This is a genomic window from Corynebacterium pseudotuberculosis, from assembly GCF_002155265.1.
Taxonomy (GTDB): domain Bacteria; phylum Actinomycetota; class Actinomycetes; order Mycobacteriales; family Mycobacteriaceae; genus Corynebacterium; species Corynebacterium pseudotuberculosis.
Genome location: NZ_CP021251.1, coordinates 465,481 through 483,927, shown reverse-complemented (window position 1 = coordinate 483,927; position 18,447 = coordinate 465,481). Strand labels below are relative to the sequence as shown.

The following is an 18,447-nucleotide window of genomic DNA, read 5'->3' as shown; positions in this document are numbered from 1 at the left end:
GTCTAAGTGTTCATGAGGATCGATCCAGACCACGCACGCACGCTCATTGCCCAGCTTGCCAACGATGCTGCCTCTCTCGTCCCCATCGCGCATAGCGTCGGCGCGAGCCTTCCCGAACTCGGCAGTTTCTTTGCTGCTTACAACAGCTGTCTCGACGCATTTATGGCACGGTCGACGGCGCAATGCACCCGTGCAGAAATCCTCGTGGACAAGGCCCTACACAGCCTCGAAGCGGTGGAGAACGCCGATACATCCCTCGCCTTTTCACTGGAGACACTGTGATTAACCTCGCAGCAGTTGTCTCCATGCTGAGCACCCTCGCACCGCCGTCGCAACTGCTCACACTGCCCTGTGTTCCGTTGTTTCGCGCGGCTTTGCCCCTAGCCGCTACTTTTGGCGCTCACCCTAAGCTTGTCGACGACGCCCATAGGCTAGCCACCGATATAGAGCATGCACATCGATTGCTCCCTCGAGCGCATACCGAGATTGACGCAGTCCGAACTGAGCTTGGTCATATGGCTGCCGATTTTCTTAAGGAATCAGCACTTTTACTCCCCCGAGTTTTTAGTCCAGTACCTGCTATCTCAGTACCTGCGCTGGCGGAGATCGCGGCACTACCAGGAATATACGTTCAACTTGCCTATGCGCGCCTGCACACGGCTTCTATCAAGCTTGCCGGGGTCACCGCCGAATTGAACCGGCTAGCCGGCATTGAGATAGATAGTGTTGAAAGCTCCGGTGACAAGCCTGATTCTCACGCACCACCCATGCATGGAACTACCCAAAGCGCTGGTATGAGCCAAACTCCCGGCGCCTTGGCAGTAACCGCAGCCAAAAGCGCATTGGGAACCCCATACCGCTGGGGAGGGACCTCTACTGCTGGATTCGATTGTTCCGGCCTTACGCAGTGGGCATGGAGACAAGCTGGCGTAGAGCTTCCCCGCCTTGCAGAACAACAAACGGTAGGCACACAGGTCACCCGAGAGCAGCTTCTCCCTGGAGACCTAGTCGTCTGGGACGGACACGTGGCCATGTACGCAGGGGACGGAACTATCATTGAGGCAGGAAACCCCGTTCAAATAAATCCATTGCGTACAACGAATATGGGAATGGCTTTTAAGGGTTACTTCCGACCTACGGACTAAACCCGCTAGGATACATAGCCATGGCTAACAAAGGAATCGTTCCCGTCAAACTGTCGCTGACTGAGGGCGACTTCTACACTCTCTGGGCGCCCGAGTGGCGCGAACACGGCGCAGTATGGCAAGCATTCCTAGGGAAGGGCGACGACCTTTACGTCTTCTCCTCCCCTGAAGAGGTTCTGCTCTTCCTCGAATCCGGCGCAAAGCACGATCTTAGCGACCATCCTAAGTGGAATTCCTTTAACGCAGGAGCAGCTAATCGCGTTGTTCCCACCGCACGCCAAGAATTCGACATCGTCGGCACGCCCCAACTGCTTTCTGAGCGTCCTTCTTATGACAACGTCTCCGCCGTGGCCCGCAACTTCAAGATTGCCCGCAGCCTTGGCGACGTCACCGGCACTACCGATATCCTCGTCTTTTTCTCCTCTCATTCCATCCTGAGCAACCCTGAGCGCGGCGTCGATCACTTCGCAGGAGAAGGTGGCCTTGGAGAATGGAGCGCCATCGGACGTGTGATTCTGAGCAATTGGGGCATGGTCGTCGATAGCCTAGACAAGCTGATCACGGTCAAAGATCTCACCACGGAATCCGCTGCCATCGACGACGCTGCTTCTCGCATTAAAGATGCAGAAGAAGCCGCTCGCATCGCACGCGAAAAGGCAGAAGAGCAAAAGAAGGCCGAAGCCGAAAAAGTTGATCCCTACGACACCACCCCCTGGGCCGCAGCGGGCATCGATCCCATTAAAATCTCAATCGACGGTCGCACCCTCTATACCCTGCGCACCTACGTTGAGGCTCAACCCGTCTTCCTAGGCAAGTTTGGTGAGATTTTCACCTTCTCCTCGTCTAAAGCGCTCTTGCGCTGGCTTGTCGAGCATGAAGATCACGACCTAGCTAAAGTCTCTACGTGGGAAGACCTCATGGTCCCGCTTAACGCCGGTGAGCTCGATGTCACCGTGCACGCTGATAACGTCTATTCCTTCAATGGTTTGGTTCGCGACATCAATTCCAGCGTGGAGGCCGTGGACACCGCGCAGATGGGTCGCGCCTACGAATTGCTTGCCGACGCAGCCGACTGGGCCGCAGACGACTCCCTTAACTCCTACTTCCTGGCCAACCCTCGCATGCAGGATTACATCTCCTATATGCTTGGCTCCAGCGAAGTATCAGGTTACACCCCGACCCCGCCTTTCGACGACCACGCAGAAGGCTGGAAAGAACTCGAAGCAATGCTAACCAAGCGCTTTAGCAAGTTCTAAAGAATCGCCAATTCTCCCCCGCCCTACGCATGATGCGTAGGGCCTTTTCTTGTTATGAGGCTTACTGGTTAAACCCAAGATCTTTGAGATCAATGCCCATCTCCGTAACCAGTTCTAGTGGAGGTTGGGAAAGAATCGTCGATTCTTTCCCAACCTCCACGTCTTCTGCTTCCCCGCCGTATTCATCGCCGAGACTTGCAAAGAAAGGAGCAATAGTTGATTCGATGAGCTGAGACCGTACGAACTCTGGTGCATAAGAGACGAAAACCGCCGTCATAGTTAGTGAGTAAAGGTCTTCGATCGAATAATCAAAGTGCTCAACTAGTTCGAGCATGCGATCGGTGCTCAATAACGCAGGGGCGGCTTGGAAGCCGAGCTTATGCATAAGGGGTAGCGGGTGATCTGAGAGGTCGCTAATGTCTCCGGAATTCAGGTCTTCACTTGGGTTGGTGAGGACGGGAATACGTCGATCTAAAACCCACGCGGAAAGTCGTCCGGGTTTAAGATCGCCGTCGGTAACGCAGAAGTCGTCGAAAAGCTCTATGCCGTGGAGTATGCGGGTAGCGCCGGCATGTATTTGGTGTTCGAGCGGGCCAACAAAATCGTAGGCGATTAAATTTTCGCGCAGCACACGAGCGGTGCCCGGGTTGGAGGTCCTGCAGGCTAGAACTACCGGATTTTTGAGTTGTTTGAGAGGCGCCGGTTTATCGTCAAGATCGAGTACTATGCCCACGGGGAAGGGCGCGGATTCCGCGGCTGCAATGGCGGCATCCGCGGAGTCGAGAGGCACCGTGCATTCGTAGTAGGCAACAGTATCATCGCCCAGTTCTCGAATCCGGGCGTTGAGGTAAGCTGCGTCACCGGCGTCGCCAAGAATGATCTTTGGCATTGCATGAAGCAGCTCCGGCTGGAGAATCTTAAACTCTGTTCGAAAATCTGGGGTGTCGTACATGCATATAACATTAAGGCACAGGCACGATCATTGTTATGAAAGTGTCATCCACGATCGCAGCGTTAACTGCATCATCTTTTACCTTAGCGTTTGTTTTAACCCCCGCGGCGCTAGCCGACCCTACCCCGCGATCATCGGCACCCAACACCAATAACTGCGAATACGCACTCACCCCTCCCCCGGCGGAAACCACTTCTGAGCAGTTGAAACCAGGACAGACTTCGCCCACTCCCCGGCCTACGGTTATCAATGAATATCGCGGTGGCTGCGGTGTGACAAAAGCGAAGGGGTTCAACGAACCCGCAAACACCGCCTCCGCGTGGATGGTCTTTGATCTGGACAACGGCGACGTTATCGCCACAAAAGACCCGCACGGACGCTATAGACCAGCTTCCGTTATCAAAGCGCTACTCGCACTTGTTGCGCTCGACGAGCTCAATCTGAAAGCAAAAGTAAAAATCACCGCCGAGGACGCCAATCAGGAAGGCTCTGCGGTGGGATATGTAGACGGCGTCGAGTACACCAATGAGCAACTTCTCTATGGCTTGCTTCTCAACAGCGGAAACGACGCTGCCCACGCCCTAGCACAGCGGCTTGGCGGCGATAACAAAACCCTGGAAAAGGTCAATGCTCTAGCGCACTCCCTGGGTACAGTCGACACCTACGCCGCCAGCTATTCCGGCCTCGATGCCCCCGGGATGTCCACTTCGGCCCACGACTTGGCGCTTATTTATAGCCATGCTTGGAAGAACCCGACTTTTGCAAAAATGGTAGCCACAGAGCACATAGAACTACCTGGCAACGCCGCCACCCCCACATTCCAGGTATGGAACGACAACGGGCTCTTCCTTAACGACGAGCACGGCATCGGTGGGAAAACCGGTTATACCGACGACGCCCACCATACTTTTGTCGGGGCGAAAAACATCGACGGGCGTCGCCTCGCCGCGGTGATCCTAGATACCACCGTGGAACAAGGCCGACCATGGCAACAGGCGCAAAAGCTTATCGACGCCGCCTATGCGGTTCCAAGAGGGGAAAAGGTGGGGAATTTGAAAGAAACGTCGATTCCTTCCCAACCTTCGCCATCTGAATTACCGACCCCGCCAACTCCTGAAGAAGGCGATGCTCCAAGTCGAGACAGAAACCACGCCCCGGTCCTTGTTATCGGAGGGGCGACCCTAGGACTCGTAGTCTTAGGAATATTGACATGGTTCTTGGGGAGAAAGAAACACGATAGGAAGGCGTGAAAAGAGCAGGCTATAGCATGAAGCACCCTCTTGAAAGACAACGGATTACACCAATTCCTTTGTCTAGAGGGTGCTTCATACCTGACTCCTTTTGAGTTTATTTCTTTCTTAAAGCCGCAACTATTGCGGCGGCAACAGCACCAGTTGCCACTCCGATCCCGATTCCTTTGCCTTTGTCATTGCTAACTCGGACCTCTTCACGCACCCGAATCACGGCAGGTGCTGGCACGTCGAGCTTAGCTATCGCTAGGGATTCTTCTGTGGTAGCTGCCCACGCAGAGCAGTACATCAGAATTCTCCAAACAAAATAGAACAAAACCATCACGCCGATGATTGGTCCGAACGTAGCCCCCGCGGGGTTATTCAAAGCATTCGAGAAGAACTGGGCGGCAAGTTGCTTGAACACCTCGAAAAGAACCGCACCGATAATGGAGGCACGCACTGCAGACTTCATAGGCACCTCGCCACGCGGGAGGTATTTAAGCATCCATAGGAAAACACAGAAGTTAGCGATCAACCCAAGCAGAATCGAGACGGCAAAGGTGAGAAGAAATATACCGGGAACTTTGTCTAAAGAAACCACAACGAGCAAGCGCTCTGTAAGCCCTGAAGAGCCAATAGCAGTAACGCCAAAAGCAACCATAAACGCAAAAATGAGGCCCACTAGCCCAAGCAGATCCTGCAATTTTGCTTTAAAGAAATTCTCCCCAGTAACTGGGTAACACCACATTTTCGACGCGCCATAGCGCAGATTAGACATCCATCCAAGACCCGACCACAATGCCGTCAGACCACCGATGCCAAACATGGCACCACGCTGGGCGATAGCGGTGTCCAGAATCTTGGTCAGAGTCTCGGCGATGGATCCGTCGACAGAAGCGACGATTTTCTCCTGAAGCTGTGCAAGCAAGTCAGGACGCTGTGCCAGCATCGACGCTGCAATCGCCATAATGAGCATCAACAGGGGGAACATGGATAGGACTGAGAAGTACGTAATACCAGCGGAATACTGATTGCCGCCTTCTTTGCCATACCGCTCGTTCATCCGCATAATGTGGTCGAACCATGACCATTTAGCGCGATATTTATCCACAAATCCTGGTTCATCGGCATTGGATCGCTCAATTCCGTACTCATCAGTTTTGTGTTTATCTTGGCGAGTTGACGTGGATACTGTGGGCATGAGGGATTCCTTTTGACAAAAATTTTCTTGTTATCTGTTTCCACGATAGAGACGAGAAGCAAAAACCGGCCCGAGATTTCAGTCATCTGGGCCGGATCGTTGTCAACTTGTTAGATGTTTTCTGGAAAGAATCGTCTATTCTTTCCCAACCTTTAGAAAACCGATGCGCTCATACGCATCCGCAAGCGTTCGGGAGGCTACCTCCCGCGCCTTGGAAGCTCCAAGTGCAAGGACTCTCTCAAGCTCTGCCCGGTCGGACATATACATGTCGTATTTGGCTTTAAGCGGTGTCACAAAAGCTTCAAGGGCATCAGCGGTGTCGGTCTTGAGAGCGCCATAGCCTTGGCCTTGGTACCCGGCTACGAGGTCGTCGATAGATTTACCGGTTAGCGCTGATTGGATCACCAGGAGGTTGGAAACACCTGGTTTGTTAGCTTTGTCGTAGCGAATTTCGCCGTCGCTGTCCGTAACAGCAGATTTGATGCGTTTAATAGATACTTTGGGCTCGTCGAGAAGATTGATGAGTCCCTTAGGATTTGTTCCCGATTTACTCATCTTTGATGTGGGATCCTGCAGGTCGTAGATCTTAGCGGCGCCTTCCGGAATGATTCCTTCTGGAACAACAAAGGTCTTTTTAAAGCGGGAATTAAAACGCTCTGCGAGGGTGCGAGTCAGCTCCAGGTGCTGTCTTTGGTCTTCACCAACCGGCACGAGCTGAGGCCGGTATAGGAGAATATCCGCAGCCATCAACATTGGATATGTGAATAGGCCCGCAGAAGTGCGATCAGCGCCACGTTTTGCAGATTTGTCCTTAAATTGCGTCATGCGGCTTGCCTCACCGAACCCTGTCAGGCACGTCATGATCCAACCCAGCTCCGCATGTTCTGGAACATGCGACTGGACAAATAGCGTCGACTTTTCGGGGTCAATGCCCAATGCCAAAAGCTGCGCTGCTCCTGCAATAGTGCGCTGGCGTAGCTCTTTGGGGTCTTGATCCACGGTGATGGCATGAAGATCAGGAATGAAATAGAACGCATCATATCCATCCTGGAGATCAATCCACTGCTTCAAAGCACCGAGGTAGTTGCCCAGATGATAGGAATCAGCTGTCGGCTGGATTCCCGACAGTACTCGTTGCTTTTTTACAGCCTTCGATTCAGTCATGATGGTTATTCTAGTATCCTGCTTTTCGACGCACACGCTGAGCACAAAAGCCACGCAGCTTCTTAACTTTAAAAGCTTCGGCTCAGCGCTTAGAGCTATACATACGTAGACAAAAGGCCTGCCGCAATAAAGCAACAGGCCATAGTCTAAAAATTACACAAATTTTGTGTTACTGCTTCCGCGGCTCTTTGCACAGAGCCCCCACTAGTCCACCAACTGCCATTGCTCCACCAACGCCCATGATGATGGACCAAAGCATAGAGCTCACATCGTATGCGCCGATCATGAAGTGAGCCCCCACAAACAAGACAAGACCGACAACCATCGCAATGAGACTCTTAACGCGCATGAAAGCTCCTAGAAAATAACGTACACAGGAATAACAACCCGGTGTATCCTACTCGAAAACTTCGCAGGTACCGAAGCCCCCACCTTTTAATGGTAAATAACGCTCAATGGCGAGTGGTCCGACCATCGCAGATCATAAGCCTCAGCTTTATCCACCCAGGTCTTTTCAGCGCGATCTAGCATCGCTTGGGTCGCAGCTTGATAATCAATGCGCCATCCGGCATTTGTATCAAAGGCTTGGCCACGATACGTCCACCAAGTATAAGGAGCGTCCTGAGGGTGCAGACGACGCGCCACGTCAAACCATTGAGGGTTAAGCGCCGGCTTGCGTTTTCCATCAGAAGCATAGTCCACCGCACCGGCCCATTGCCCAGCGTCCTCCACCTGAGAGGCAGCATCAGGGAACGTGCCAAATACCGAATCCATAAAAGCGCGCTCGTCGGGAAGGAATCCAGATTTCTTTCTATTGGTCTTCCAATTTTTCAGGTCTTCGCGCCGATGGCAGATATTCCAGTCGCCGCCTATCACCATGTATTTATGGTCTTTGGCCGCTTGCTCAAGGAAAGGCTCAAAGACGTCCAAAAAGCGGTACTTCTCATCCTGTTTCTCCGTCTGTGCCGAGCCAGAAGGCAGATATAGCGAGCCGACTGTCACGTCATCGGTGCCGTCATGCAACGTTGCCTGGATATACCGGCCAGAATCTTCAAATCCTTCGATTCCCACGTGAACGTCGAAAAGCTCAGATCGGCTCAAGATTCCTACGCCGGCGCGCCCCTTAGCAGCGGCCGGAGTTCCCACATAGTGCCAACCAGCATCGAGTGCCGGAGCAAGCGCTGTCAAGGTGTCCTTTTCAGATGCTCGGACCTCTTGCAAAAGTACTACGTCCGAACCAGAGCCATCCAGCCATGGGAGCATGCCCTTATTCGTTTCGCTGCGCTCTTTCACGGCTGCGCGGATGCCATTAACGTTGACCGTCGTAATCTGCATGATGTTCATCCTAACTTTAATTTTCTGCTTCTTGACCTTGCCCCAACGTCAAGCGTCACAATAGTGAGCATGAACGAACTCACCATAGGTGAAGCAGCCGAATTTCTTGGCATAACCACACGCGCACTGCGGCACTGGGACACCATCGGATTGTTGGAGCCCCAATGGCGCAACCATAGCGACTACCGTCTCTACACCGAAGAAGACCTCACAAAGGCTTTTACTATCTTGGTGTATCGAGAAGCCGGGCTGAGCTTAAAAACCATCCAAAACATTTTGGAGGAGCCGTCCACGGAAAAAGAGCACCTTCAGAGGCAATTGAAATTACTTAAACAAGAGATTTTTAGGAAGGAATCGGCAATTCTTTCCGTCGAAAAGCTACTCCGAGGAGAAACTTCCATGACCCCGCAGGACTTTGCCAATGCTTTTTCCCATGACTGGAGCGAGAACTACGCTGACTATCGGGATGAGGCTGAGTCGCGGTGGGGTGAATCGGAGGAATGGGCGGCGTCGCAAAGCAAAGTGCGTTCAATGTCCACAAACGATTGGCAGAATGCCCAGGCCTCGGATGCAGCTTTTGTGTCCGAGTTACACAGCGCCTGGCAAGCGGGAGTGCGTCCTGGTTCCGCGGCAGCAGACCGGATCGTTGCGCTGCATCGCGAACAAATCGATCAATGGTACGAGTCTTCGCTTTCAAAACAACTCATTTTGGCGCAAATGTATGTGAGCGACGACCGCTTTGCCGCTCACTATCAGGGCCTTGCGCCTTATCTTTTGGAGCTTGTCCGCGACGCTGCCCAGCGCGGAGGTGTGGACGTGGATAATCCGTCGTGGGTTTAGCTTGCCGACGCCGTGGGCTTCTGCTCAGCTCGCATGCGGAAAATATGAGCGGGGATCCACAGAATAATGGCAGCGATCCCTAGTGCGGCACCAGCGAGAGCAGGTGCTGAATAACCATAGCCGGCAGCGATTACGATTCCTCCGAACTGTGCGCCTGCAGCATTGGCGATGTTTAGGGCAGACTGATTGAGCGCTGCAGCCAGTGTCTGCGCTTGGCCGGCAACGTCCATTAGCCGGATTTGTAATGAGGGGATAAGCAGCGAGCCGGAGAGCCCGATGAGCCCAAAATTGATGGTCGCTAAGACGGCATTATGGCTGGTAAAGAAGAAGCCGGCCAAGGTGACCACGATGGCAATCAATGCCCAAAAAATTCCGTATTCCACACTCCAGTCAGATAACCGGCCACCAAGCCAGTTTCCGGCGATCATTCCGATTCCATAAGCCATAAGCACGAGCCACATGAGATTTTCCTGTAGCCCCGCTTGTTGCGTCATGGTCCAAGAGATATAGGTATATACGGCAAACATGCCGCCAAATCCCACTGAGCCAATAAGTAACGACGCCCAAACCTGACCGCGAGCCAGAGCCCCCAATTCTGTCAAGGGACTGGTTGGCTTCATCTTGGTCATGTGAGGCATAAGGAACCAGAGCAGGCCGAGAGTAACCACGCCCACGATAGTCACCAGCAAATATGCAGCGTGCCAGCTCGTGGCATGACCTAGAGCTTGAGCAGCTGGAACACCCAAAACAGTGGCAAGGGGAAGACCCATCCCAACAAAAGCAAGAGAACGGCCGCGCTGCCCCTCAGGCGCCATCGACGCAACGGCCAGGCTTGCTACTGAGAAGAATGCGCCTTGTGGTAGACCCGCGATAACGCGCGCCACAATAAGTACGGAAAAGCTGGAGGCAAAGAAGGTCAATGCGTTTCCGGCCACAAAGGCAAACGTAAGGATGAGCAAAAGCCTACGACGCGGAATCATGCCCGTTAGTGCAGTAATAAGAGGAGCGCCAATCATCACGCCTAGGGCATAGGCGGCAATGACATGTCCTGCAGTATCTTCGCTAACGCTGAAATCCGCAGCGATCTGATTGAGCAGCCCCATCGTGACAAACTCTGTTATTCCCAGACCAAACGTTCCGAGAGCCAAGGCGATCATGGTGGCGAGCCGACGCTGCTCAGAAATGTCAGTTTGTCGGGGAATTGGGCGACGCATCATTTTTTGCACATCGGACTACCTTACAGCCAATGAGCTCACTTTATGCAAGAGCGCGGGGATGCTCCGCCACCCTGACGCCACAAGCGGACATTTAACGCAATAGCATCGCCTGATAAACAGAACGGCTGTACTGTTTTTACCCCCGGCCCCCTAACGACTATCCCCAGCATACAGCCACATTTACCCCATTTGGAAAGCATTTATGCTGCACAACAGGTATTCTTTTTATTTGTACAACGAGCCCGATTAAAGAGGAGACTCATGGCAAAGATCATCTACACTCGCACCGACGAAGCACCGCTTCTCGCCACCTACTCCCTCAAGCCGGTAGTCGAGGCGTTCGCCTCTACCGCGGGCATCGAGGTGGAGACCCGCGATATCTCCCTCGCAGGCCGCATCCTCTCACAATTCCCAGAGTTCCTCACAGAGGATCAAAAGGTCGACGATGCTCTTGCAGAACTCGGCGAGCTCGCCAAGACTCCGGAAGCAAACATTATTAAGCTGCCCAACATCTCAGCTTCCGTTCCTCAGCTTAAAGCCGCAGTCACCGAATTACAGTCCCAAGGCTACAAGCTCCCGAATTATCCCGACTCCCCTTCCACCGAAGAGGAAAAGGATATTCGCGCCCGCTATGACGCGGTCAAGGGCTCGGCCGTCAACCCTGTGCTCCGCGAGGGCAATTCAGATCGTCGTGCGCCCATCGCAGTAAAGAATTTTGCCAAGAAGCACCCTCACCGCATGGGTGCATGGTCCGCAGATTCCAAGACCAACGTGGTCACGATGGAAAGTAACGACTTCCGCCATAACGAGAAGTCCGTGATCATGCCTGACAACGACACCCTCACCATTAAACTGGTAACCGATAATGGGGAAAAAGTCCTTAAAGACGGGCTTAAAGTTCTCAAAGGTGAGGTCGTGGATGGAACCTTCATTTCCGCCCGGGCGCTCGATGAATTCCTCGCAGATCAGGTCAAGCGTGCAAAGGATGAGGGCGTCCTCTTCTCCGCACATCTCAAGGCCACCATGATGAAGGTCTCCGACCCCATCATCTTTGGGCATGTCGTCCGCGCTTACTTTGCAGATGTATTTGCAAAGTACGGTGAGCAGCTAGAAGCAGCGGGGTTAAATGGCGAGAATGGCCTCGCCGCAATTTATTCCGGGTTGGAGTCTCTGCCCAATGGCGCCGAAATCAAAGCCGCGTTCGATGAGGCCCTTGAATCGGGCGCAGATATCGCCATGGTTAATTCCGCTAAAGGTATTACCAACCTCCATGTCCCCTCGGATGTCATTATCGACGCCTCCATGCCAGCCATGATCCGAACCTCTGGACACATGTGGAACAAGAATGATGAAGAACAGGACACACTAGCCGTTATCCCCGATTCCTCCTATGCCGGCGTGTACCAAACCGTTATTGCCGATTGCAAGAAGAATGGTGCATTCGATCCCACCACAATGGGCACCGTTCCCAACGTCGGGCTCATGGCGCAAAAAGCCGAGGAGTACGGCTCACACGATAAGACCTTCAAGATCGAAGCTAATGGCACCGTGCAGGTTGTAAGTTCCGCGGGAGAGGTCCTGATTGAGCACAACGTAGAAGCCGGCGATATTTGGCGCGCCTGCCAGGCCAAAGATGCACCCATTCAAGACTGGGTCAAACTGGCGGTCACTCGTTCACGGCTCTCTGGCATGCCTGCAGTATTCTGGCTCGACCCTGAACGAGCTCATGATCGTAACCTAGCAGCCCTCGTGGAAAAGTATCTTGCCGACCACGATACCGAGGGCCTCGATATTCACATCATGAGCCCCGTCGAGGCCACGCAGTTCTCCATCGACCGCATCCGCCGCGGGGAGGACACCATCTCCGTTACCGGAAACGTGCTCCGTGATTACAACACGGATCTCTTCCCGATCCTCGAGCTCGGCACCTCTGCAAAGATGCTCTCCGTGGTTCCACTCATGGCCGGCGGTGGACTCTTTGAAACAGGCGCCGGCGGTTCTGCCCCCAAGCATGTCCAACAGCTTGTCGAGGAAAACCACCTCCGCTGGGACTCTCTTGGCGAGTTCCTAGCTCTTGCAGAGTCCCTACGTCACTTTGCCAATACAGAGGGCAACACCAAGGCCGGAATACTTGCAGATACCCTCGACCGTGCCACCGAAACCCTCCTCAACGAGGGCTACTCCCCATCGCGCAAAGCGGGCGAAATCGACAACCGTGGTTCGCATTTCTTCCTTACTAAGTTCTGGGCGAAGGAATTGTCGATTCAGTCCGAAGACGCTGACCTCGCTGCCACCTTCACCCCTGTCGCAGAGGCCTTGGAAACACACTCAGAGGATATCGCCGACGCACTCCTCGCAGTTCAGGGCGCTCCTGCAGATCTTGGCGGCTATTACCATCCCGACGATGCCAAGACCACCGCTGTCATGCGTCCCGTTGCTAGCTACAACGACATCATTAGTTCCATAAAGTAGCTCACTCTCTAAAAGCCGCACCACGTTCATGCACGGGTGCGGCTTTCCATAAAAACCGCTTAGTCTATATTTTAATTCAGCAACTACCTGCATTTTCTTTAAAAAATAGACCAAGCGGTTTATTTTTCTTTAGATAGGGTCTAGCGTTCTTGCCAACGTAAATTTATCCAGAAAGGCAAGAAATGACTACCAAGTACGACAACTCCCAATCCGATCAATGGGACTTTGATACCCGCGCTATCCATGCCGGTCAAACCGTCGATGCAGACACCGGGGCGAGGAATCTCCCCATTTACTTCACATCCTCCTATGTTTTCAATGACGCGGAACATGCAGCGAATCGCTTCAACCTTTCCGACGCAGGGCCGGTATATTCCCGACTCACAAACCCAACAGTTAATGCAGTCGAAGAAAGACTCGCTTCTTTGGAAGGAGGAGTCCATTCCGTCCTATTCTCCTCAGGAATGGCTGCCGAAACCGCAGCGATTCTCAACATTGCCCGCGCCGGATCTCACATCGTTTCCTCCCCGAGAATCTACGGCGGCACCGAGACCCTATTCACCGTGACCCTTGCGCGTCTCGGAATTGAAACGACTTTTGTAGATAACCCCGACGATCCCACCTCATGGGAGAACGCAATACAGGACAATACTGTCGCCCTTTATGGCGAAACCTTTGCTAACCCCCAAGCCGATATCCTAGACATTCCCGCTCGCAGACGTTGCACATAAAAATTATGTGCCTTTGATCGTCGATAACACTCTTGCCACGGCAGCACTCGTTCGACCACTAGAGCTTGGCGCCGACGTGGTTGTAGCGTCCCTCACAAAATTTTATACAGGCAACGGCTCAGGGCTCGGAGGAGTGCTTATCGACGGTGGCCGCTTCGACTGGAGCGTCGAAAAGCACGGAAAGCCCCTCTTCCCCGACTTTATAACCCCCGACCCTGCTTATCACGGACTTAAATATATAGACCTTGGGCCAGCAGCCTTTGGACTTAAAGCACGCGTTGGGCTACTTCGCGACACCGGCGCTGCCCCATCCCCGTTTAACGCCTGGGTAACAGCACAGGGCCTGGATACGCTCTCACTCCGGATCCAGCGTCACAACGAGAATGCCCGAGCCGTCGCAGAGTTCCTGGCCCAACACCCCAAAATATCCAAGGTTAACTACGCAGGACTCCCCAGTTCCCCGTGGTTTGTTACGAAAGAAAAGCTAAAGCTTTCCCACACAGGTTCAGTCTTATCCTTTGATGTCCGCGGAGGCCAGGAGGAAGCGTGGCGCTTTATCGACGCCCTCAAGCTCCACTCAAACCTAGCCAACATAGGAGACGTTCGCTCGCTGGTTGTACACCCAGCCACCACTACGCATTCCCAATCCGATAAAGCGTCTCTTGAAGCTGCTGGCATTACGCCCGCCACCGTACGCCTTTCCGTGGGGATCGAGTCGATCGAAGACATAATCGCCGATCTACAAGTAGGGCTCGACGCCATCTAGACAAACATGTGAGGCGAAGAACCGTTCTCTTCGCCTCACATGTCTTACCCCCGGCTTCTAAAGCCGCCTACTTTTGAATGAAGGGAAGATTACGCAAAAGGCCAGACTTCACAAGAACTTGGAACAAAATAGCTACGGTAGCCGCAAGTCCGGCAACGCCAAGAACAATGCTCCAAATCTTAGGGAAGTCGCCAAGCGAGGCGTCTTTCGAGGAATTCCCTTTTGCTACGCCAGACGCTTGATTTTGTTTGATAACACAGTCTTTCTTAACTGTCAGTTCAACGTTGACGTCATCAATTTCCGGCTTGTATTCATCGTTATATATACCCATGAATAGGATATCTATCCCCTCAATAATGTTCTTCTTAGCATCAGTAAGAGGCTTGGGGGTGTATTTCATATTTTTCCCGGAAAAGCTCAACTTTTCATTATCAAGCTTCCAGCCCTGGAGCTGTCCCGCAGCAAAGGTATCCGTGCCAGTCTTTTTGTTAGCCTCAGTACGATCTGAAGCCTTGTAACTGGTCATCTCCTTGCCTTCTACGTAATACCCTTCATAAGAGGATCCAGCCTTTACACTCTGCCCCTCAATAGACACATAGGGATCTTTCATTATCGACTGCAGCGCATCGCCGTGGCCGGTAAAGGTAAGAGAAGACGTTTTTGTCTTGATCTCTGCCGAGGTGACCTTTCCTTCAGTATCCACAGTCACCTGAGAAGCGTGAGGGTCCACATCGAACGTGAAAGCAAAATCGGCACCGCTTTTATTCGTTCCTTTTTCGGTGACCGCGCCTGCGGTTTCCCATTTGCCTCTTGCGATAGGCCCTTGGATATAACTCCGCCAGGAATGCTTAACCCCCCAGCTGAGAGTTCCACCTACAACTTCGATCGAACATTTTTCAGATGCCACAGCCTGAGGGACGGCGATGCTGGCAGCAAACATTGTGGCTGCCAAGGGAACAGCGAGTCGCTTAAACACGGAGGGATCCTATCTTTAGACATTTAAAAGGCAAGGCATACCTTATTAAAGATTAGGGCACCTTGCCTAGTATGACTACTAAAGGTTTACCCCGAACACCCCTGAACTTTTAGCTCTCAGAGAAAACAGCCTCAGTTTTATCGCCTTAGGTAGTGGCTGCCGCTGCTTGATTTGCCAAAGCCACGAAATCAGCTTCCTGCTTGCCTCCCTGATCACGCGCGGGATGAACAAAAAGAGAGTCATCTTCACGTTTTTCCACATGAATTGGCCACCCATATACGGTGGACAGATTCTCGTCTGTGTAGACGGAATCGACGTTTCCTTCCTGAGCCACGGAACCGTTAGCTAAACAAACTATTCGGTTGCAATACGCAGCGGCTGCGTTGAGATCATGAAGCACAACGATCACCGCCACATCTGTCTCACGAGCAATTGTGCGCATAAGCCCCAAAACCTGTTCTTGATGGCGAATATCCAACGCAGCCGTGGGCTCATCAAGCATCACCACAGGCGTTTGCTGGGCCAGGACCCGAGACAAGGCCACGCGCGCGCGTTCGCCTCCAGAGAGGGTGATTACATCACGCCCGGCCAGGTGAGCAGCATCCGTAGCTGCGAGAGCGGCGTCGATGAGGGGGTCGTCGAAAAGCTGTTTTTCGGTACCTTCCCAGGGACGCCGCCCCATCGCGACCACATCGCGTACAAGAAACTCAAACGAGACGCTCACATCTTGCATCATCACGGCACGGATCCGCGCCAAGCTTTTCGGTGAACTGGTAGCTGGGTCGTGCCCTAGAATGTCGATGGTGCCACTTGAGCGCTCGAGATCACCACTAATTGCGGCAAGAAGCGTCGATTTTCCCGCGCCGTTAGGACCGATCAGACCAGTGATTTCCCCCCGGCGAGCTTCAAAAGTGACTTTGTCGAGCAAAATCTTCTCGCCGATAGCGACGGTAAGATCGCGGACGACGACTGCCGGCTGTTTACTCAATGAACCGAACCTTTCTTGAGCATACGACGAAGCAAGATGAAAAATGTCGGCCCGCCAACTATTGCGGTGAAAATACCAATGGGCAAGTCCGCAAAAGGAATCAACGTACGAGCCGCGACATCCGCAAAAGCAATGAGCACAGCGCCCGTGAGAGCAGAAGCCGGTAAAAGAATCTTGTTTTCTGGCCCAACAAGACTACGCAGCAAGTGCGGAACGATAAGACCAACAAACCCAATCAAACCGGCAAAAGAAACCGCGCCGGCAGTCAGAATGGTCGATGCCGCAATAGCGATAATCCGCAACCGAGAAACATGAATCCCCGTGTGGACGGCCGCCCGCTCCCCTAGCGCGAGGACATCTAGTTGGCGTCCTAATCGGACTGCTATCAAAACACCGGCTATTGCTATCGGCAACACCACCCAAACATGCTTCCACTGCGAACCGTTAAGCGAACCCATCTGCCAAAAGACAATCTGTTCCCGGTTTGCTGTGGGGGCCAAGTAGACCAGAAAAGAAATCAGAGCATTACATACGGCATTGATCGCGATACCCGTGAGGATAAGATTGACCACCGCAACTTTTCCCTGATGGCGCGCCAACTGATAAATAATCACAGTAACCAAAACTGCACTGATAAACGCAGCGACAGGAACCGTAAAAGTCCCCAGAAAACCAATATTAAACACGATGACGGCAGCAGCGCCCACGCCAGCCCCCGAGGTCACACCGATAATGGAGGGTTCGGCAAGCGGGTTGGCAAATACTGCTTGCATCAATGTGCCAGCCACACCTAAACAGGCTCCAACCAGAAGGCCTAGCACAATACGTGGCAGCCGAATTTCCCACACCACGCTAGTGGTAAGGCCCTCGTCGCCTCGATTGAATAGGATAAAAGGCAGATCTTGCAGCGGAACATAGTATTGGCCTAAAGCAAGAGAAGTTACAAACGCTACAAACGCCAAGCCGGCGAGAACAATAAAGAGTATCGCTCTGCGCCTAGCTCGGTGTTCAAAAACATCACGGACTGAAGTACTACGTTTGCGGAGCATATAAAGCCTGCGCGGTTCGGAGGAGGGTCTGGCCAGTCAGCGGGCCAAATGCCAAAGACTGTCCATCGGGAATGGTAATCACTCGTTTGTTTTTACCTGCAGTCGTTTGCGCGACGCCTGGACGCGACAGTAGGCCATCGATACCTCCCGTAGATTCCAAGCCACCTGACATCATGATGATTGCTTCAGGATTAATCTTGGCTAGGGCCTCTGCATTGGCGGGTTCTGCGTAAGAAAGCTTATGCTCAGCAGCAAGATCCACAGCGCTTAATCCCTCGATAAGGTCCTTAGCCCCTGTGCCGTCACCCATGATAAAAAAGACTCCGCCATTACCACGAGCATAAAGGAACGCCATCTTCATTGGATCTTTTGGCGCAATTTCCTTAATGGCTTCCTGCGCCGAGTGAATCTCATTGACGCTTCGCTCGGCCAGCTTTACGGCTTCGTCGTTAAGCCCTACTACCCCGCCGAGATTCTTAATATCCTCAGATACCGAATCAATAGTACGTGTGGGCTCCATAACCACGGTAGTAACACCAGCAGCGCGTATCTGATCAATGGCATCCCGCGGCCCAATGGAATGGTCCACAATAACCAACGAGGGACGAAGATTCAGCACAGCCTCCACGTTAATGGTGTGGCCACCCTCTGTGACTACTGGAAGATCCTTCAGCGCATTCTCCGTTGAAGACACCGTACGTCCCACAATGTTCTTTGTTAGGCCCAACCCCTCAAGGGTCTTTGTATATGTGCCATAGATGTCTAAAGCTAAAATTCGCGAAACATCCGTGACTTCGACCTCATATCCATCAGCATCGGTCAGCTTCACAGGAAGCTTTGGGGAAACGGAGTCTGCAACCGGTTGGACGTCGTCAAAGTTCTTTACTTCCGACACTCCTTTGAAGCTCCGAGGATCCTTCACATCCGTAGGAAAGGACTCGCGCAACTCCTTAGTGGAATCATACGACCCTTGAACGCCGCAGCTTACCAGTGCCAACGCACACGCCACTGATGCAGCCACACGCACAAACTTATTCATCAAAAAATCCTATTCGCGGTGCTGTCGAGGTCATCTATTTCCACAGCCTATTGCAAAACTACGGCCGAGAGCTCAACAACAAGG

16 protein-coding genes and 1 pseudogene are annotated in these 18,447 nt (G+C 52.9%); 7 read left to right on the top strand and 10 right to left on the bottom strand.

The features are described from left to right. Positions 1-12: 12 nt before the first annotated feature. The 3 genes from CpATCC19410_RS02405 to CpATCC19410_RS02395 are packed head-to-tail and all read left to right on the top strand — an operon-like array spanning position 13 to position 2,401. Positions 13-282: a hypothetical protein gene (locus CpATCC19410_RS02405; RefSeq protein ID WP_014522132.1), complete on the top strand. Its 270-nt coding sequence runs from the start codon at positions 13-15 to the stop codon at positions 280-282. Continuing rightward, the gene (locus CpATCC19410_RS02400) at positions 279-1,145 is read left to right on the top strand and encodes a C40 family peptidase (RefSeq protein ID WP_014522360.1); all 867 of its coding nucleotides are present in this window, start codon (positions 279-281) and stop codon (positions 1,143-1,145) included. The genes CpATCC19410_RS02405 and CpATCC19410_RS02400 overlap by 4 nt, the downstream gene beginning before the upstream one ends. Before the next feature lie 20 nt (positions 1,146-1,165). Then, positions 1,166-2,401, top strand: coding sequence for a SatS C-terminal domain-containing protein (locus CpATCC19410_RS02395; protein ID WP_013241326.1), 1,236 nt, complete (start codon positions 1,166-1,168; stop codon positions 2,399-2,401). 61 nt (positions 2,402-2,462) lie between these two features. Here the strand turns inward: CpATCC19410_RS02395 and CpATCC19410_RS02390 are convergent, their stop codons facing one another. Next, on the bottom strand, positions 2,463-3,353 hold the full coding sequence (locus tag CpATCC19410_RS02390; protein WP_014522359.1) for an amidohydrolase family protein: 891 nt from the start codon (positions 3,351-3,353) through the stop codon (positions 2,463-2,465). Positions 3,354-3,388: 35 nt separating this feature from the next. On the opposite strand from CpATCC19410_RS02390, the gene CpATCC19410_RS02385 reads away from it, so the two are divergent. Further along, positions 3,389-4,603, top strand: coding sequence for a D-alanyl-D-alanine carboxypeptidase family protein (locus CpATCC19410_RS02385; protein WP_013241324.1), 1,215 nt, complete (start codon positions 3,389-3,391; stop codon positions 4,601-4,603). A gap of 97 nt (positions 4,604-4,700) precedes the next feature. Here the strand turns inward: CpATCC19410_RS02385 and CpATCC19410_RS02380 are convergent, their stop codons facing one another. The 4 genes from CpATCC19410_RS02380 to CpATCC19410_RS02365 all read right to left on the bottom strand — a co-directional run bounded on the left by CpATCC19410_RS02380 (position 4,701) and on the right by CpATCC19410_RS02365 (position 8,285). Continuing rightward, a complete protein-coding gene (locus CpATCC19410_RS02380; protein ID WP_014300499.1) occupies positions 4,701-5,786 on the bottom strand; it encodes a YhjD/YihY/BrkB family envelope integrity protein in 1,086 nt (361 codons plus the stop codon). Between the two features lie 135 nt (positions 5,787-5,921). Continuing rightward, on the bottom strand, positions 5,922-6,950 hold the full coding sequence (gene trpS / locus CpATCC19410_RS02375; protein WP_014401016.1) for a tryptophan--tRNA ligase: 1,029 nt from the start codon (positions 6,948-6,950) through the stop codon (positions 5,922-5,924). A gap of 169 nt (positions 6,951-7,119) precedes the next feature. Continuing rightward, positions 7,120-7,299, bottom strand: coding sequence for a hypothetical protein (locus CpATCC19410_RS02370; protein ID WP_013241321.1), 180 nt, complete (start codon positions 7,297-7,299; stop codon positions 7,120-7,122). A gap of 86 nt (positions 7,300-7,385) precedes the next feature. Continuing rightward, complete coding sequence (locus tag CpATCC19410_RS02365; RefSeq protein ID WP_041481570.1) at positions 7,386-8,285, bottom strand: exodeoxyribonuclease III; 900 nt, start codon at positions 8,283-8,285, stop codon at positions 7,386-7,388. Positions 8,286-8,354: 69 nt separating this feature from the next. Between CpATCC19410_RS02365 and CpATCC19410_RS02360 the strand changes: the two genes are divergently transcribed. Beyond that, positions 8,355-9,125, top strand: coding sequence for a MerR family transcriptional regulator (locus CpATCC19410_RS02360; protein WP_014300497.1), 771 nt, complete (start codon positions 8,355-8,357; stop codon positions 9,123-9,125). Here the strand turns inward: CpATCC19410_RS02360 and CpATCC19410_RS02355 are convergent. Next, positions 9,122-10,351, bottom strand: a complete 1,230-nt coding sequence (locus tag CpATCC19410_RS02355) for an MFS transporter (RefSeq protein ID WP_013241318.1) — start codon at positions 10,349-10,351, stop codon at positions 9,122-9,124. The genes CpATCC19410_RS02360 and CpATCC19410_RS02355 overlap by 4 nt on opposite strands. 252 nt (positions 10,352-10,603) lie before the next feature. Between CpATCC19410_RS02355 and CpATCC19410_RS02350 the strand changes: the two genes are divergently transcribed. Together CpATCC19410_RS02350 and CpATCC19410_RS02345 are read left to right on the top strand one after the other, a co-directional pair. Continuing rightward, a complete protein-coding gene (locus tag CpATCC19410_RS02350; RefSeq protein ID WP_014401014.1) occupies positions 10,604-12,814 on the top strand; it encodes an NADP-dependent isocitrate dehydrogenase in 2,211 nt (736 codons plus the stop codon). Positions 12,815-12,996: 182 nt separating this feature from the next. After that, positions 12,997-14,311 (top strand): annotated as a pseudogene (locus CpATCC19410_RS02345) (O-acetylhomoserine/O-acetylserine sulfhydrylase). Between the two features lie 67 nt (positions 14,312-14,378). On the opposite strand, the gene CpATCC19410_RS02340 reads toward CpATCC19410_RS02345, so the two are convergent. The 4 genes from CpATCC19410_RS02340 to CpATCC19410_RS02325 form a co-directional block, all read right to left on the bottom strand. Beyond that, on the bottom strand, positions 14,379-15,287 hold the full coding sequence (locus CpATCC19410_RS02340; protein ID WP_013241314.1) for an HtaA domain-containing protein: 909 nt from the start codon (positions 15,285-15,287) through the stop codon (positions 14,379-14,381). A gap of 145 nt (positions 15,288-15,432) precedes the next feature. After that, the gene (locus tag CpATCC19410_RS02335) at positions 15,433-16,275 is read right to left on the bottom strand and encodes a heme ABC transporter ATP-binding protein (protein WP_013241313.1); all 843 of its coding nucleotides are present in this window, start codon (positions 16,273-16,275) and stop codon (positions 15,433-15,435) included. Continuing rightward, positions 16,272-17,324: a FecCD family ABC transporter permease gene (locus tag CpATCC19410_RS02330; RefSeq protein ID WP_013241312.1), complete on the bottom strand. Its 1,053-nt coding sequence runs from the start codon at positions 17,322-17,324 to the stop codon at positions 16,272-16,274. The genes CpATCC19410_RS02335 and CpATCC19410_RS02330 overlap by 4 nt, the downstream gene beginning before the upstream one ends. Beyond that, positions 17,308-18,363, bottom strand: coding sequence for a heme/hemin ABC transporter substrate-binding protein (locus tag CpATCC19410_RS02325; protein ID WP_013241311.1), 1,056 nt, complete (start codon positions 18,361-18,363; stop codon positions 17,308-17,310). The genes CpATCC19410_RS02330 and CpATCC19410_RS02325 overlap by 17 nt, the downstream gene beginning before the upstream one ends. Positions 18,364-18,447 lie beyond the last annotated feature (84 nt).